At 51.2% G+C, this 16,020-nt stretch carries 13 protein-coding genes; 7 read left to right on the top strand and 6 right to left on the bottom strand.

The annotated features are described in order from the left end of the window. Positions 1–2: 2 nt before the first annotated feature. From ispG to rpsT, 3 genes are all read right to left on the bottom strand, one after another. A complete protein-coding gene (ispG, locus tag AC2215_RS09160) occupies positions 3–1,229 on the bottom strand; it encodes a (E)-4-hydroxy-3-methylbut-2-enyl-diphosphate synthase (protein WP_486809674.1) in 1,227 nt (408 codons plus the stop codon). A 326-nt stretch (positions 1,230–1,555) separates the two neighbouring features. Next, on the bottom strand, positions 1,556–2,332 hold the full coding sequence (locus AC2215_RS09155) for a TatD family hydrolase (protein WP_486809673.1): 777 nt from the start codon (positions 2,330–2,332) through the stop codon (positions 1,556–1,558). 92 nt (positions 2,333–2,424) lie between these two features. After that, on the bottom strand, positions 2,425–2,733 hold the full coding sequence (gene rpsT / locus AC2215_RS09150) for a 30S ribosomal protein S20 (protein WP_486809672.1): 309 nt from the start codon (positions 2,731–2,733) through the stop codon (positions 2,425–2,427). Positions 2,734–2,942: 209 nt separating this feature from the next. Between rpsT and hisD the strand changes: the two genes are divergently transcribed. From hisD to AC2215_RS09115, 7 genes are all read left to right on the top strand, one after another. Continuing rightward, the gene (hisD, locus tag AC2215_RS09145) at positions 2,943–4,268 is read left to right on the top strand and encodes a histidinol dehydrogenase (RefSeq protein WP_486809671.1); all 1,326 of its coding nucleotides are present in this window, start codon (positions 2,943–2,945) and stop codon (positions 4,266–4,268) included. A gap of 291 nt (positions 4,269–4,559) precedes the next feature. After that, entirely contained in the window at positions 4,560–6,020 is a 1,461-nt protein-coding gene (locus AC2215_RS09140; RefSeq protein ID WP_486809670.1) for a WD40 domain-containing protein, read from the top strand. A gap of 154 nt (positions 6,021–6,174) precedes the next feature. Beyond that, the gene (locus tag AC2215_RS09135; protein WP_486809669.1) at positions 6,175–6,771 is read left to right on the top strand and encodes a hypothetical protein; all 597 of its coding nucleotides are present in this window, start codon (positions 6,175–6,177) and stop codon (positions 6,769–6,771) included. A gap of 343 nt (positions 6,772–7,114) precedes the next feature. After that, positions 7,115–7,366, top strand: a complete 252-nt coding sequence (locus tag AC2215_RS09130) for a hypothetical protein (RefSeq protein WP_486809668.1) — start codon at positions 7,115–7,117, stop codon at positions 7,364–7,366. A 935-nt stretch (positions 7,367–8,301) separates the two neighbouring features. Then, positions 8,302–9,582 (top strand): serine--tRNA ligase, encoded by a 1,281-nt coding sequence (serS, locus tag AC2215_RS09125; protein ID WP_486809667.1) that lies wholly within the window; start codon positions 8,302–8,304, stop codon positions 9,580–9,582. Between the two features lie 187 nt (positions 9,583–9,769). Further along, positions 9,770–10,861 carry an RIP metalloprotease RseP gene (rseP, locus tag AC2215_RS09120; protein WP_486809666.1) on the top strand — a complete coding sequence of 364 codons (1,092 nt, stop codon included), beginning with the start codon at positions 9,770–9,772 and terminating at the stop codon, positions 10,859–10,861. A gap of 438 nt (positions 10,862–11,299) precedes the next feature. After that, positions 11,300–12,289 carry a glycosyltransferase family 2 protein gene (locus AC2215_RS09115; RefSeq protein WP_486809703.1) on the top strand — a complete coding sequence of 330 codons (990 nt, stop codon included), beginning with the start codon at positions 11,300–11,302 and terminating at the stop codon, positions 12,287–12,289. 398 nt (positions 12,290–12,687) lie between these two features. Here the strand turns inward: AC2215_RS09115 and AC2215_RS09110 are convergent, their stop codons facing one another. The 3 genes from AC2215_RS09110 to AC2215_RS09100 all read right to left on the bottom strand — a co-directional run. Further along, the gene (locus AC2215_RS09110; RefSeq protein ID WP_486809665.1) at positions 12,688–13,137 is read right to left on the bottom strand and encodes a YlqD family protein; all 450 of its coding nucleotides are present in this window, start codon (positions 13,135–13,137) and stop codon (positions 12,688–12,690) included. Positions 13,138–13,428: 291 nt separating this feature from the next. Continuing rightward, positions 13,429–15,414, bottom strand: a complete 1,986-nt coding sequence (locus tag AC2215_RS09105) for an AMP-dependent synthetase/ligase (RefSeq protein WP_486809664.1) — start codon at positions 15,412–15,414, stop codon at positions 13,429–13,431. A gap of 415 nt (positions 15,415–15,829) precedes the next feature. Beyond that, the coding region (locus AC2215_RS09100; protein WP_486809663.1) for a hypothetical protein at positions 15,830–16,020 on the bottom strand (191 nt) is incomplete at its 5' end.

Below are 16,020 nucleotides of genomic sequence, written 5' to 3'. Positions count from 1 at the left end.
CTTTACGGATCGATCCAACGTCCATCAGCTTTAATCAAATCGATTAACTCCTCCACACCTTGTGATTCGGGCACTTTTTTGATTTCTTCTCGACCCCGGTATAGAGAAATGTAGCCCGGTTGCTTGCCGACATAACCGTAGTCAGCATCGGCCATTTCTCCCGGACCGTTGACGATGCAACCCATCACGGCAATATCTAATCCGGTTAGATGTTTGGTGGCTTCGCGAACCCGATGCAGCACTTCTTCTAAATTGAATAAAGTGCGACCGCACGACGGACAGGCGACGTATTCCACCATGGTTTTACGCAATCCCAGTGCCTGCAAAATACTGTAGCAAACTGGGATTTCTTTTTCAGGGGCTTCAGTGAGAGACACGCGAATCGTATCGCCAATTCCATCGGCTAAAAGCGTGCCAATCCCGGCAGTCGACTTGATTCGACCGTATTCTCCATCTCCAGCTTCGGTCACCCCCAGGTGCAGGGGATAATCCATACCCAATTGGTCCATCCGCTGCACCATCAAACGGTATGCCGCAATCATGACCGGTACTCGAGAGGCTTTCAGGGAAATTACAATGTTACGAAAATCCAAAGATTCGCAAATTTTTATGAACTCCAGCGCCGATTCCACCATCCCTTCGGGGGTATCGCCGTAGGTAAACAACATCCGTTCTGCCAGGGAACCGTGGTTGACCCCGATGCGCATGGCTTTACCTTGTTCTCGCAGGGATACTACCAACGGTTCGAGGGTGGTGCGGATTTTGTCCCCGATATCGTCAAACTCCGCTTGGGTATATTCGTCGCGATCGGCTTTTGGCTTCTCAAACACGTACAGACCTGGATTGATGCGCACCTTATCCACGTGCTTGGCCACTTCGAGGGCAATTTTCATCCCGTTGTGGTGAACGTCAGCCACCAACGGAACATCTTGATAAGTCTCGATCAGTTTCTGCTTGATGTCACCTAGGGTCTTTGCGTGGGATAAACTCGGCACAGTCACGCGCACGATTTCGCAGCCAATTTCGTGCAAGCGGCGAATCGCAGCCACCGATCCTTCCACGTCCATGGTGTCTTCGTTAATCATCGACTGCACCACCACGGGAAACCCACCCCCGATAGTGACGTTGCCCACTTTCACCGGACGAGTTTTGCGGCGGCGAATGGTGGTATCGATGGGGGCAGACAAAGGAGTAGATGCCGTCTGGGGAGCGTTAGGCAGTGTTTGCATAGTTCGAGCTGGGGAGTTGCGACGATCGAATCAGTTGAATGGCAGATAATAGCTATGTATTCAGGTTGCCATAAATGGGGAGAATTTTGAATTCGGAAGCGCGGAATTCGGAAATGGGGTGTGGGGTGTGGGGAAAAACGCAGCGGGAGCGGTGACACGGAGAGAGGAAGACAAGGAAGAGCGTCGCAACTAACCCATTGTCAAATGGCACTGACATAAGCACAAATCGGTGGCTAAAATTCTTGCCGTTCCGTACTCACTCAGTAGCAACTCAGTCTTAATTCAGTGCCATTCACCCATTATCAATTGTCCATTACCCAAAACCTTCACTCCAATCCAAACAATGCCCGAGCATTGCGGGTGGTTCCCTCGGCAAGAGTCTCTAGGGACACCTCTCGCAATTGGGCGACGCGCTCGGCAACGTAGCGGACGTAAGCAGGTTCGTTGCGTTTTCCCCGTTTGGGAACTGGGGCGAGGAAGGGACAATCGGTTTCCACTAACAGGCGATCGTCCGGGACGATTTTCACCGCTTCGTGGACTTGGGTGGCTTTTTTGAAGGTCGCCACGCCGCTAAAACTAATGTAGAATCCCAAATCTAAAAACCATTGGGTTTCTTCTGGGTTACCCGTCCAGCAGTGCATGACGCCCCGCACCGGACCGTGTTGCCGCTCGAACTTTTGCACGATTTCCACCATCGATTCAGCGGCATCCCGACAGTGAATAATGACCGGTAAGTCTAAATCCCGCGCGATTTCGAGCTGGGTTTGCAGAGCTTGGTATTGCTGCTCTTTATTGTCGGCTTTGAAAAAATCCAGCCCCGTCTCACCGATGGCGACCACTCGGCGATCGGAGCGGGCGCGGGTGCGAATTTCCTCCCCCATTGCGGCCGTCCACTTGTGGGCGTCGAGGGGGTGCAACCCAACGGCGAACGAGAGTTCGGGGAAGCGATCGGCTAGTGCTTGAATGCCTTCAAACTCAGACGGTTCGACACACGAATGCACCAATCGCACCACTCCCGCTTCGCGCCAGCGAGAGCGAACCTCGTCGAGTTCTGCTTGGAACGTTTCAAAATTGATGTGAACGTGGGTATCGATCAGTTGCATCGCGCCGTGGTATTTTTTCGGGTCGCCTAACAAATTCGATCGGGGACGATCGAAGGTTTCATCTCCCCGTCTCGATTCTCTTGGATGCCGTTTTATGCCGTTGCTGCTTCGGGAGCGCTTTGGTACTTCTTGAGAGCCCGAGCCAAGCGAGACTTCTTCCGCGCGCCGTTGTTGGCGTGAAGAACTCCGCGCTTTACCGCTTTATCAATTTTGCTGTAGGCGGCTGCCTGATGTTTTTGGACTTCTTCTAGGGCGTCCGAATTGGGGTCGGCACCGTAGGTTTCAACGGCAGCAAAATATTTTTTCATCAGGGTTTTAATCGCCGATTTGTAAGCACGATTGCGGAGTCGATTGCGCTCGGCAATTTGGATGCGTTTTGCCGCAGATTTAATGTTAGCCACTCGATATTCCTCGCTAGTTTACGATGTTAGATTTGGGTGAAATTTTGAGTCTCCAGACAAATTAATATAACATCTTGAAAGGCTCGGATCGCGCTCGGGTTAAAAATTCGCGTTAAGCTATATACAGAATGCGGGAATGGGACGAGCAGCGAGCCTGCACCCCAAGACCCACGACCAAATTACTTAAAACGATAGGCGCAACGGATTTCATGCTGCGAATTCTCACAGAGCGGGCCCAGGCAGAAGCCGAATTGCGGCGAATCTGCGACCGCACCCACGACGATCGCGTGGCGGACAAGGAAGCAACGGTGCGTAAAGTGCTTCAGGCGGTCAAGGATCGAGGCGATCGCGCGCTACTCGAGTATACTCGCGAATTCGACGGTCAAACCCTCAATCTTGAAGAACTCCGAGTCAGCGGCTTGGAACTCGATGCTGCCTACCAGCAGCTTTCGCCGGAGTTACTCGCAGCGATTCAACTGGCCGGCCGTCAAATCGAAGCGTTTCACAAACAGCGCCTCCCAAAAAGTTGGGTTCAATTTGGAGAAGATGAGATCGTTCTGGGGAAACGCTACAACCCGGTGGATTTGGCGGGGATTTACGTTCCTGGAGGACGCGGCGCCTATCCGAGTACGGTGTTGATGAATGCGATTCCCGCTCGCGTTGCCGGCGTGCCTCGAATCGTGATGGTCACCCCTCCCGGACCGGAGAAAGCAGTGAATCCCGCTGTGTTGGTGGCCGCTCAGGAAGCGGGAATTGAAGAAATTTATCGCGTGGGTGGGGCGCAGGCGATCGCGGCGCTGGCCTACGGAACGGAAACGATTCCCTCCGTTGACGTGATTACCGGCCCGGGAAATATCTACGTCACCCTGGCGAAAAAACACGTTTACGGCACTGTGGGAATCGATTCTTTGGCCGGACCTTCAGAAGTGCTGGTGATTGCCGACGGGAAAGCCAATCCGGTGTACGTGGCAGCCGACTTGCTCGCCCAAGCCGAACACGATCCCATGGCCGCCGCAATTTTGCTGACGACGGATTCCGCCCTCGCCCGCCAGGTAGTGGCGGAAGTGGAACGGCAGCTGGAAAATCACCCCCGTCGGTTGCTCACGGAAAAAGCGATCGCCCATTACGGTTTAATTGCGATCGTCGAATCCCTCGACGAAGCCGTCGAACTCTCCAATACCTTCGCCCCCGAACACCTGGAACTGGAAGTGGAAGATCCCTGGGCGCTTCTGGAAAATATTCGCCACGCTGGGGCGATTTTCTTGGGCAGTTCCACCCCTGAAGCGGTGGGAGACTATCTCGCCGGTCCCAACCACACCCTACCCACATCTGGTGCGGCGCGCTACGCTTCGGCGCTGGGAGTGGAAACCTTCATGAAGCATTCGAGTCTGATTCAATACTCTCCGATGGCATTGCAGAAGATGGGCAGTGCCATTCAAACCCTGGCGCAAGCAGAAGGTCTGCACTCCCATGCCGAATCCGTGCGGTTGCGGTTGGAGGAACCCACGCCCGAAGGGGGAGAGGGGGAGGAATGACACGAGCGGTTTAGATTTTTAACTTTCGGGTGGATTTGAGCAGGCAATCGCTAGGGGAGGCAGGGGGAGTAAAACCCTTGAATTTTCGTTTTCGTCACGATCGATAATTGCCCAATTGTAAATAATCATTCCCTGTCAGTAGGCTCTCGGGAGGTGGGAAGAGCGTCGTCACCGACCCCTTCTCAATTATTCGTTCACTCCTGGTTTACCTCCGGTTTCCCGTTCCCCAGTCAAGATTTAAAATCATTCATCTTCGGCATAAATTTTGAAGTTTGAATAGGAGTCAAGGGATTGAAGATCGATCGGCAAGATTATGAAATCCTCGGACTTCAACCTGGCGCGTCTGGGGAGGAGATTAAGCAGGCTTATCGCAAGTTGGTGAAAGTCTGGCATCCCGATCGATTTGTGGGGGAACCCCAACGCCAGCGAGAGGCTGAGGCGAAAATCAAGCAGATTAACGAGGCGTACAATCGGCTGAAATCGAACCCAGTGCCAGCCAAAATCGACGATCGCCCATCAACGGGAACCCAAAAGACATCCGGGTCTGTAAAGTATACAACGGGTCAATCGGCAGTCGAGACCTATTACCATCGCGGCGTGGCAGCATTCGAGCGCGGTGCGTTTCACGAGGCGATCGAGGAAATGACCCAAGCGATTCGTCTGGATGGAAAATATATTGAGGCCTATCGGGTGCGCGGACGGGCCTGTTCCCAGTTGGGGTACGAAAATCGGTTTCGATCGGATATGCGGCGCGCGTTGGAGTTGGAGTTAGAGCGGCGATCGAATCCACCTCAACCCAAACCAGATTCTAGACCCTCTTCTCCAGCATCTTCCACAGGATGGCGGCACCTCGGTCGGCGGCGAGAGCATTCCGAGGCGGTGTCGTCTCTGGCTGTGAGTCCCCAGGGTACGATATTGGCCAGTGGCAGCTTCGATCGCACCATTAAGCTGTGGCATCCCAAAACCCGCAAACCCATCCGTACCCTCAGCGACCATTCCGGACGAGTGCGATGTCTGGCAATCGATGGCAGCGACCGGATACTCGCCAGTGGTAGTGCGGATAAAACGATTAAAATTTGGGACTTGAAAACCGGAAACCTGTTACAAACCCTGGGTGGCTGGTTTTTTGGGCATTCCGATGAAGTCTCAGCGCTGGCATTCGATCGAACCGGTCGCATCTTAGTCAGCGGCAGCACTGACAAAACCCTGAAAATTTGGGATTTGAGAACGGGTCGGGAAATCGATACGATTACTGGGAATGCCGCCCAAATTTTATCGCTGGCGATCGATCCAGCGGGAAAAACCATTATCAGTAGCGGGTTGGAAAAAAATATCCGAGTTCGCCAACTCAAAACGGGAAAGTTAGTGCGATCGATTTCGGGGAATGCGGGTTACGTGTTTAGCGTTGCCATTCATCCTGCGGGTCAAATTTTAGCCAGTGGCAGTTTATCGAAAATCAAGCTGATGCGCCTCGATCGAAAAGAAGAACTCCATACCCTTAGCGGGCATTCTAACTCCGTATATGCTCTCGATTTTAGTTCCGATGGGAAGATGTTAGTCAGCGGCAGTTTCGATCGCACCGTTCGGCTGTGGGAGGTGGAAACGGGTAGAGAAATCGATCGGCTTTCGGAGAGTAAAACGCCGATTTACGCGATCGCATTTTTGCCGGATGGTCAGACGATCGTCAGTGGCTCGGAGGATGGTACGCTGAACTTTTGGCAGCGCAACCATAGTAATCGCCATAGTCAGTGAGATGCTCGTGAAGCTGAGCCGGGGGAGAAAGCGAGCGCAGGGGAGGCAGGGGGGAGGCAGGGGGAAGACTGCGACCAGATGACATAATTATCTGGTGTTCTCCTAACGGTCATGGCAGCTGCTAGAAGTCTAAAATCTAAAATCTAGAACGCTTGTGAATACTCCAGGTCATGCCGTACTCAACTTGGCATTGCTAAGCGATTTATCTCCTCACACCAAACTCGCCATTTTTACCGGGGCTGTTTTACCCGACTTACCGATTTTCGGTTTCTACGTTTGGGCAAAATTTATCGATCGTCTCCCCGAGAAAAAAATTTGGACAGAAGCATACTGGCAGCCCAAAATTCAAACTTGGGTCGCAATATTTCACTCTATTCCCCTGGCTACTATCGGATGGTCGATCTCCTATTTCTTAAGTTGGGAAATTCCTCAAATTCTATTTCTCAGTTTATTGTTACATTCCCTAGAAGATTTACCGGTGCATCACGACGACGCACATCGCCATTTTTTTCCGTTTAGCAACTATCGTTTTATCAGTCCATTTTCCTATTGGGACCCAAAGCATTACGGTCGGATTGTGGCGGCAATCGAACTCGGTCTCGTTTTAATGGCAACGGTTTGGATCGGTCCCAAAATCACCTCTTTTTGGGGGTGGGTCTTACTGGGTTTAGCCAATCTCTATTATTGGCTGGGATATTATCGTTTTTATCTGCGTAAGTACCACAAGCATCCTTGTGAAGTAAAGGATTGAGTCGGGAAGTCAGTTGAAAAATAGTTTAAACAAGAGATTGCTGAAGACTCGCTTCGCAAAAATAAGATAATTAAAAATTTTGTCGAGGGTATCTTCCAATACTAAACCCAAATACAATTTGGGTCGTACATTCCGAATTTATAAATATTTGTAAAATAGGCATTCTAGTTTGTAAACTTTAAAATAGGTTTATAAATTTTGACAAAAATATAGTATTAAGGTTTCTAAAATTTTGTAATTTGGAGTACAGCAAAAATATAAACTTTAGCAGCTAAGTTGAGAACCTTGTATTTCAAGTGATAAAAATCCTCGATCGAGCTGCTAATTCAGGAGTTCAATTATAATGGCGCAGCCCACTTTCAATTCTCCGTTCCCCTCTCCCATTTCTTCCGAAACTCACTTGCTCGAACAAAAAACCTTAGAATCCGGATCTTGGGTTCGCTTGCTTGAAAAGCCGAATCACTTTAGTTTTGAAGAAGCACTGCTACTTTGTGAAATATCCGATCGCGAATGGTTGACGTGGATTCCCAACTACGGACAACAGACTCTCAACTTACGACAATTTGTAGCGAGTGGTGAAAATTCACTGGATTAAAGTGGTGCTTTTCTCTCGTAAAGCTTTAATTAGCTTTCTGGGAAATTGTCCGATTGAGAAATAAAAGCAAAAGAAAGTTTGTGCGAGAAAATTCTTGGGTTTATCCCTAAAATTTTTCTCGCATTAGTCATAAAAATAGATTAAAAAAAATATTTTTATGATGTTCTCATCATTTTAGCTTGAACTTGACGAGTGCTCGCTTATTGCATTTATCACCCATCAGAAAAAAGCTTTCATCGTTTTTTTGCGACCAATATCTTGACTCCTTTTAACGTATTTGGGCAAATTTTCAACAAGCTCTAGAGCCGGAAAAATTTCACTCCGTTCGACTGGAGCATATTTGCCATCGGGTTCGAGTCATTAAAGCATTTCTCGATTTTTAAAGGTTGTCGACCCCAACTCAAAAATTTAATGTCTTGCTCTTCGAGAATCGCTGTAATAAATGCCCCCACGACCACTTTTCCACTTTCATGTTCTGGTAATGGAGTAATAATTTCCAAGAGTCTGTTATCGTAGACACTTCGTGCAGTACGTCGTTCTCCCAAATCCTCTAAAATTGCTTCAAATTCATCCCAGCTTACTTCTTCCAACAGCAAGCGCTATCCGGGCGGTACAGTTAAGCGTCTGGGTTCGACAAGCTTTCTCGATCTCATGACCTCAGTCTCAAACATCCAATCTTCTATGATGCTAATGCGATCGCCTCAGGAATGCTAAAGCGTCTTCCTTCCTCCGTCGAGCGAAAAACTGGTAGCGTAGATAATTGTCAATAAACTCCAGTTGCGTCAAGCCAAAGACTTACCAGCTTAACCGAGGGTGAGCTTCGGAGGCGAAGGATGCTTCGGGGGGCAACGGATGCAGGATACTGGTGACGCTCGGATTGTCCTAATCCAGATAAATACAGCGATACACATAATATTTAGGAGGGGAGATCGGTCGTGCTAGATCTCAAACAAATTCGCAAAAATCCAGAAGCAGTGCAAGCGCGCCTCAACCTACGCGGTGCGGGTTACGACGTGAGCGAGATCGTCAGTTTCGAGCAACAACAACGGGAACTCGAAACCCGACGCACCCAACTCCAGGCGCGCAGTAACGAAATCGGCAAACTCATCGGTCAAAAAATCAAATCCGGCAGCAATCCCAAAGGGGAAGAAATTGCCGCGCTCAAAGAAGAGGGAAACCAAGTCAAAGCGCAACTGGGAGAGCTCGAACCCCAAGAGAAAGAACTCAAAGGACGGATCGAGGCGCTGCTGCTGGCACTTCCCAATCTCCCCAGCGAGTCTACCCCCGTTGGGAAAAATGAAACGGAAAACGTGGAAGTGAGGCGGTGGGGCGATGAGTATTTGCCGCAAAATGCCGAGATTTGGCCCCATTGGGAGATTGGCGAAAAGCTAGGCATTTTACTGTTCGATCGCGCCGTGAAAGTCGCTCAGAGCCGATTTGTGGGCTTGATGGGCGCTGGGGCAGCCTTGGAACGGGCGCTGATTGCATTTATGCTCGATCGACAAATTGAAGCGGGTTACATGGAAGTGATACCCCCGGTTCTGATTAATAGTGCTTCCCTGCAAGGTACGGGGCAACTGCCGAAATTTGCCGAAGAAAGTTTTAAGTGCGATTCCGACGATTTGTGGCTAGCCCCGACGGCAGAAGTTCCCGTCACCAACCTGTATCGGGATGACATCCTCAGCGACAAAGATTTGCCCATTCGCCACTGTGCCTATACCCCCTGTTTCCGTCGGGAAGCTGGCAGCTACGGCAAGGATACCCGAGGGCTGATTCGGTTGCATCAATTTAATAAAGTCGAACTGGTGAAAATCGTGCGTCCCGAAACCTCTGAGGAGGAGCATCAATCGTTGGTGCAGAATGCAGAAGCGATTTTGCAAGCACTGAAACTGCCCTACCGGGTGCTGGAACTATGTACGGGAGATTTAGGTTTCGGGGCGAATAAATGCTACGACTTGGAGGTGTGGTTGCCCTCATCTGAGAGTTATCGGGAGATTTCGAGTTGCTCTAATTTCGGTGATTTTCAGGCGCGACGAGCTAATATTCGCTTTAAAGAAACCGGCAAAAAAGGCACGCAATTCGCTCATACGCTCAACGGTTCTGGATTGGCGATCGGTCGGACGATGGCGGCGATTTTAGAAAACTACCAACAACCAGATGGAACGGTGAAAATTCCTGAAGTTTTACAGCCCTATTTGGGTCGAGAAGTACTTTAGAGATTCTTGAGAAAAGTTGGCTCTTTGAGGGCGCCCCACGGGATCGAGCATGGTCGAATTCGGTTCTAGCTCGCGCCATTGCGATCGAAACGCGGCGATCTCTCGATTTATCGCATCTACCTGCCTTCGATCGAGCAACTCAACATCGCGATAAGATAAAAGAAAAACGTCATCGACTCGATAATTCATGTCAGTATTGGCCGCGATTGCAGTTATTCTCCTTCTTATCGTCGTTCACGAGTTAGGTCACTTTTTAGCCGCTCGATTCCAAGGAATTCACGTCAATCGTTTTTCGATTGGTTTTGGTCCGATACTGTGGAAATATCAAGGTTCGAACACAGAGTATGCCATCCGCGCATTTCCATTAGGGGGGTTCGTCGGTTTTCCCGATGACGATCCCGAAAGTACCATTCCCGATAACGATCCCGATCTGTTGCGCAACCGACCCGTCCTCGATCGGGCGATCGTCATCAGTGCCGGGGTGATTGCTAACCTGATCTTTGCCTATTTGGTTCTGGTGCTGCAAGTGGGCGGCACGGGGATTCTCAACGGATTTAACTACGAACCGGGGATACTGGTTCCCCAAGTGATTTCCGCAGATTCTCCAGCTGCGCGGGCTGGACTTCGATCGGGAGATGTAATTTTAGCCGTTGGCGACACCACCTTAAGTGCCAGCGAAGACACCGTCACCGAGTTCAAAGACATTATCGAAAGCAATCCCGATCTCCCCCTATCCCTGTCAGTCGATCGCAACGGTCGTCAGAAAACTCTAGAAGTCACCCCCAAAGCCGACTCTAACGGTTTGGGACGCATTGGCGTTCAACTGGCCCCCAACGGAGACCCCATCTATCGCCGCCCCAGCAGCATTTTTGAGGTATTAGGCTTAGGGGCCGAGCGCTTCCAGAGGATTTTGGTGGGTACCGCCGGGGGTTTCTATCAACTGATTACCAATTTTGGCGACACTGCCAGCCAGTTGGCCTCTCCGGTCAAAATCGTGCAGCAGGGTTCTGAGGTGGCTAAAGACGATGCCCTCAATCTGCTGCTATTTGCCGCGATTATCAGCATCAACTTAGCGATTATCAATATTTTGCCCCTGCCGGCGCTCGATGGCGGACAGCTTGCCTTTTTGGTTGTGGAAGGATTGCGTGGTAAGCCGGTTCCGCTGCATATCCAAGATGGATTCATGCAATCGGGAATGCTAGTGCTGCTGGGTTTGGGGGTGTTCTTAATCGTGCGCGATACCACTCAGTTGGAATGGGTGCAGCAGTTGATGGAATAGTTCGCTCTCGGGTTGAGATGAAGCTCGCAACGGGAGCGAGACGCTCCCACGATGGCAAGAAATCATCTCGTATCGGACAATTCCCCGAGCCGATCCCGTACCAATTTGAATATCGAACTGATAGGGTTTTCATGTTTGTCGACCCCAGGCAATCGAAACGATGCCGGTAGGGAGGTAAAATCCTGACCGATTGCATACCGGCGTGGGATAACATTCAGTTCGACGGCATACCGTTCTCGATCGTGGGTTAAATTATAGCTAGCCGATCGCCAAACCGGGTGTATTTGCAACGCACATCTTCCGATAAGGCGATCGCTCGCGCGTCTGAAGTCCAATACTTACGATTGAAAGAAGATTGCCGTGACAGCTAACCATTCCGAAGCGAATATTCCCGCGAACACCTCAGAATCCGAACCCGCATCGAATCACGATCGGCCGATAAATGGGCTGGTAGCCATCGGACGCAATGAAGGGGAACGCTTGCGTCAATGCCTGCTTTCCGTAGTGGGAAAGGTGGAACGGATCGTTTATGTCGATTCCGGTTCCACCGATGGTAGCGTGGAAATGGCGCGATCGCTCGGTGTGGATGTCGTCGAACTGGATTTGAGCATTCCCTTTACCGCGGCTCGCGCCCGAAATGAAGGATTCGATCGCTTGCAACAAACTGTCCCCAACCTGGAATTTGTCCAATTTGTCGATGGCGACTGCGAAGTGGTCGAAGGATGGATCGAACGGGCCGCCCAGGAACTGATAGCAAAGCCTGAAGCTGCCGTCGTGTGCGGTCGCCGTCGCGAGAGTTTCCCAGAACAGTCGATTTACAACCGGCTGTGCGACCTGGAATGGGATACTCCCGTGGGGGAAACCAAAGCCTGCGGTGGCGATTCGATGATGCGAGTGGCCGCACTCCAACAAGTGAAGGGGTTCGATCCGAGTTTGATTGCCGGGGAAGAACCGGAATTGTGCGTGCGGTTGCGTCAGCAGGGTTGGAAAATCTTCCGTCTGGATGCGGAAATGACCCGCCACGACGCGCGGATGATGCGCTTTAGCCAGTGGTGGATGCGAATGCTCAGAGCGGGTCACGCCTATGCGGAGGGGGCGTGGTTGCACGGTAGCAGCCCGGAACGCCATTGGGTGAAAGAGACCAAAAGTATTTGGCTGTGGGGGTTTGCGATTCCGGCGATCGCGTTGGGAATGGCGTGGCCGACTCATGGGTTGAGTTTGTTGATGTTAGCGGGTTATCCGCTGTTGGCTTACAAAGTCACTCGCTACATGCAAACCATCGGCAAACCGAAAGAAGATGCAACGCTGTATGGTGTTTTTTGTGCGATCGGGAAATTTCCCAGTCTGTTCGGACAATTGAAATTTCACCTCAATCGATTGTTGAAAAAGGAAAATCGCTTGATTGAATATAAGACAACGGATAATTGACAATTAAAAACCCCATCGGGAGGCGCGGGAAGAGTGTCTCCCTTTCTTGTTCTCTTTGTTGAGGGTTTTTCGAAGTTTCCGTGGGAGTTATCTGCGATCGGGGTTTGGCATGACTGGGTGCTGCATCTCGCCAAAGGTCAACCAATCGTATTGCGCCATCCCGAGGGTAAAGATTAGGGGGAAGCGCAGGAGTTGAGAGAAAGTTCGATCGCGACTCTAGTATTTCCCGATGTCCAGATATCCCTCAATCGATTATTTCAGTATTAGTTTGTTTAAATTGGGCAGCAATTGCTTTCGAGCGCAACGCTCCGAAATTTTGGCAAAATATGCTGTGAAAATTCACCAAAAAAGAGAGAGGGATAATTTCCCTCCCTCTCAACATTTCAATCGCGCCGTTTTTAGATATCGCCGCGCATTTCTACTACTTCTCCATCCCGAAGAAGAATTTCAACCTGCATCTTTTGCAACAAGTTATCTCCCGTTTTCAGATAGACGAAACTTTCAATTTGCCCCTGAGAAACTTCTTGCTCCAGCTCTAAAACTTGCACCTGTTGGAGTTGCTGCAAGATTTGATTTTTCTGTTCCAGTCGCTTGCTTTTTTCTTGGTTCAGTTGTGATTTGATGCCCTCAATTTGTTGTTGAACTTGGGGGCCGGGGGGTTGGACGCTTTGCTTTTGCACTTCTGCAATCATCCGCTGACCCTGCATTTCCAACTGTTGCAACTGCGAATCCAACTTATCGATTTGTTGTTGGAGTTGCTGCTGGGCTTCTTCTTTCCAGCGCGGTGTCACGATCGCCTTAATCGTGACTGGGCGTTTGACAAGGAGTTGTGAATCCGAAATATCCATAAAATTTATTCCCAAGGTAACAGCCGAACAAAAACGAGTGCCAGGGGGCATCCTTCATGTTAGCTGGCAAATATGACAACTACCAGCTTATATCAGGTTCGGTTGAGTGCTGAGGGGGAGATGGTGCAGGGGAGCAGGAGAGGCAGGGAGATGCGGGGAGGTGGTGAGGGAGAAATGGGAGAAACGGGAGCATCGGGAGAAAGTTTAGCGCTCGTTGCCCTCCCTTGCCCCCGAAGCCCCCAAAGCCTCCGAAGTTCCCAAAGCCTCTGATGCTTCCGATGCTCCCGATGCTCAACTCTCAAACATAGACGCGATCGCATCCCGGTAGCGTTCCCGGACGACGGGGCGCTTGATTTTCATAGTTTGAGTCATCATCCCATTTTCGATCGAAAAGGGTTCGAGGATGAGGCGGAAGGTGGCGATGCGATCGTCCGGGCGATATCCGGGGCGGTTTTTCACTTCGCGGGTGAGTTCGTCGCGGAACAACTTCTGCACGGCTGCCGCATCTAAATCCACCGGCGGCATGGCATCGGGATTCACCGCCATCCCCTGCTGCGCTGCCCACTTTTGCAACACTTCCAGATTGGGGACGATAAGCGCGCCCAATTGTTTCTCATCTTGCCCCACCAGCATCATCTGGTCGATAAAGGGACTGCGGATGCAAGCATCTTCGATCGGTTGCGGTTCGATGTTTTCCCCGTTGGTAAGGACGATGGTATCCTTAGCACGACCGGTGAGGACGAGATCGCAGTTGGGGGTGAGTAAGCCCAAATCCCCGGTATCGAACCAACCGTCGGTATCGATCGCCTTTTGGGTGGCTTGGGGATTGTTGTAGTAGCCTGCCATCACCTGGGGACCGCGCGCCAGCACCAATCCTCGCTCTCCCGTTGGTACGGCTTGGCGGGTTTCGGGATCGACGATTTGCAGTTCCGTATGGGGGAGGGGTTTGCCGGCCGAACCGCGCAGATTTCCCCAGATACGCCGTCCTGTCAGGACTGGGGCGGTTTCTGTCAAGCCGTAGCCGACAATGACGTTCAAACCGACAATTTCAAAGAAGTCTTCTAAATGCATTGCCAGGGAACCACCACCGCTGAGAACGGCGTTGAGTTGACCGCCGGTGGCTTCGCGAACTTGTTTGTAGACGAGGCGTTCTCCGGCGGCGTGGAGGGGAGCCAGGGCGATCGATTTTAAACTAGCGATCGCCTTTTGCATTCCGGAGGGAGTTTCCAGAGTGGGGACTAATCCCTGAGCGATGCGACGGGCGGTAATATATTGTGCGGACATCCCCAGGAAGAAGTTGACCAGTTTTTGCTTGCCTTCGGGTTGTTCCCGGAATCGCTTCTGCACTCCTTCGTAAATGGATTCCCACAACCGAGGAACGCCGGTCATATATTGGGGTTTATATTCTTTGAGGTCGTTTTTGATATAGCGAATGTTGGTATAGATTCCCGTTGCCCCTTGGGAGAGGAAGAAGTAGTCGGCAGTGCGACCGAAACTGTGCCAGGTGGGGAGGATGGAGAGGATGCGATCGCCCGGTTGAGGTTGCAGAACCGCGCCGATATTGGCGAGTTGGTGCAGGAGGTTGCCGTGGGAGAGGCGAACTCCTTTGGGTTTACCGGTGGTGCCAGAGGTGTAGAGGAGGGTGGCCAGGGTTGGGCGGGAGTATCGGGCAGATTCGAGGGGACGATCGACCCCAGCAGCCATCAATTGCGTGTAGTTGAGGATTTTCAGAGAATCGCCCTCGGCAGGGGTTTCGTCTGAGAGCAACACCACCCACCGAACTTGTTCCTCATCGAAGCTAAATTCACCGTCAGCGCGCGATCGCAGTTTTTTGAGGGTTTTCAGGTTTTCGACCACTAAGCCGCTGCTACCGCTGTTTTGGAGGATGTACAATAATTCATCGGCATCGGCACTGGCAGAACGCACCACATCCGCACCTCCGGCTGCCATAATTCCCTGGTCGGCGACGAACCAGCGGGGGCTGTTGTCGGCAATCAAGGCAATTCGAGGGGGGTCGCTGTCGGTGACTGGGGCAACGCCCAAGCTTTGCAAACCCGCAGCAAATTGTTGGATTTTGTCCAGGAGTTTGGCGAAGCTCAGTTGGACGACGGGTTTGGTGTGGGGGTCCCACAGGGCGATCGCCTCGGGAAAGCGTTTGGCGGTTATCTCCCAGACTTGGGGGAGGGATTGTACGTCGTTATAATCGATGACTTGCCCCAGGCGAGCGCGATCGTTTACATCCAAGGCATTGGGGTGAGAAGGTGCGAGAGAGGTCATGGTTATGGGCCCACACAACGGATACTTACCACTCTAGTATCTAAAGTGACGCGCCCAAAATTGGTGGTCGAGGGACAGTTTGCAGATTGCCGATCGCTCGTTGCTTATCCGTATATTCAAAGTTGTTAAGACACTGGTGTTGGTGAGCAACGGGGCTTCGGGGGTTCTATCAAGTTCGGATCGTTCATGACAAAAAGAGTGTAATTGCTGAATCTTTCCTCTCACCCTCTCCCCATGCCCCCGAAACCCCCGATGCTCACCTCAACAGTCATTTTATAGCAGTCGCTACTGTGATTAAGACATAAGTGACTGTGGGCAGGGGGGGAAAGGCTGGGGGTCTGGATTTGAGGCAGTTGAGGGTTGGTGCGGCACTCCCATGGCGATCTCGATCGCACTCGAGACCGGATTTCGATCGTCATCTACCCCTGAGTGCGATCGTCATGACCTCAGAATATCGATCGTCCGAAATCTTCGTACAACTCACCGCACAACCCAGGATTCGATCGCCCAAAATCTTCGTATGACTCACCGCACAACCTAGGATTCGATCGCCCGAAATTCCCGTACAACTCACCGTATACCCCCGTGGGAGATCGCCAAAAAACT

This window comes from Zarconia sp. (assembly GCF_057467645.1).
This window is presented reverse-complemented; position numbering and strand designations above follow the sequence as displayed.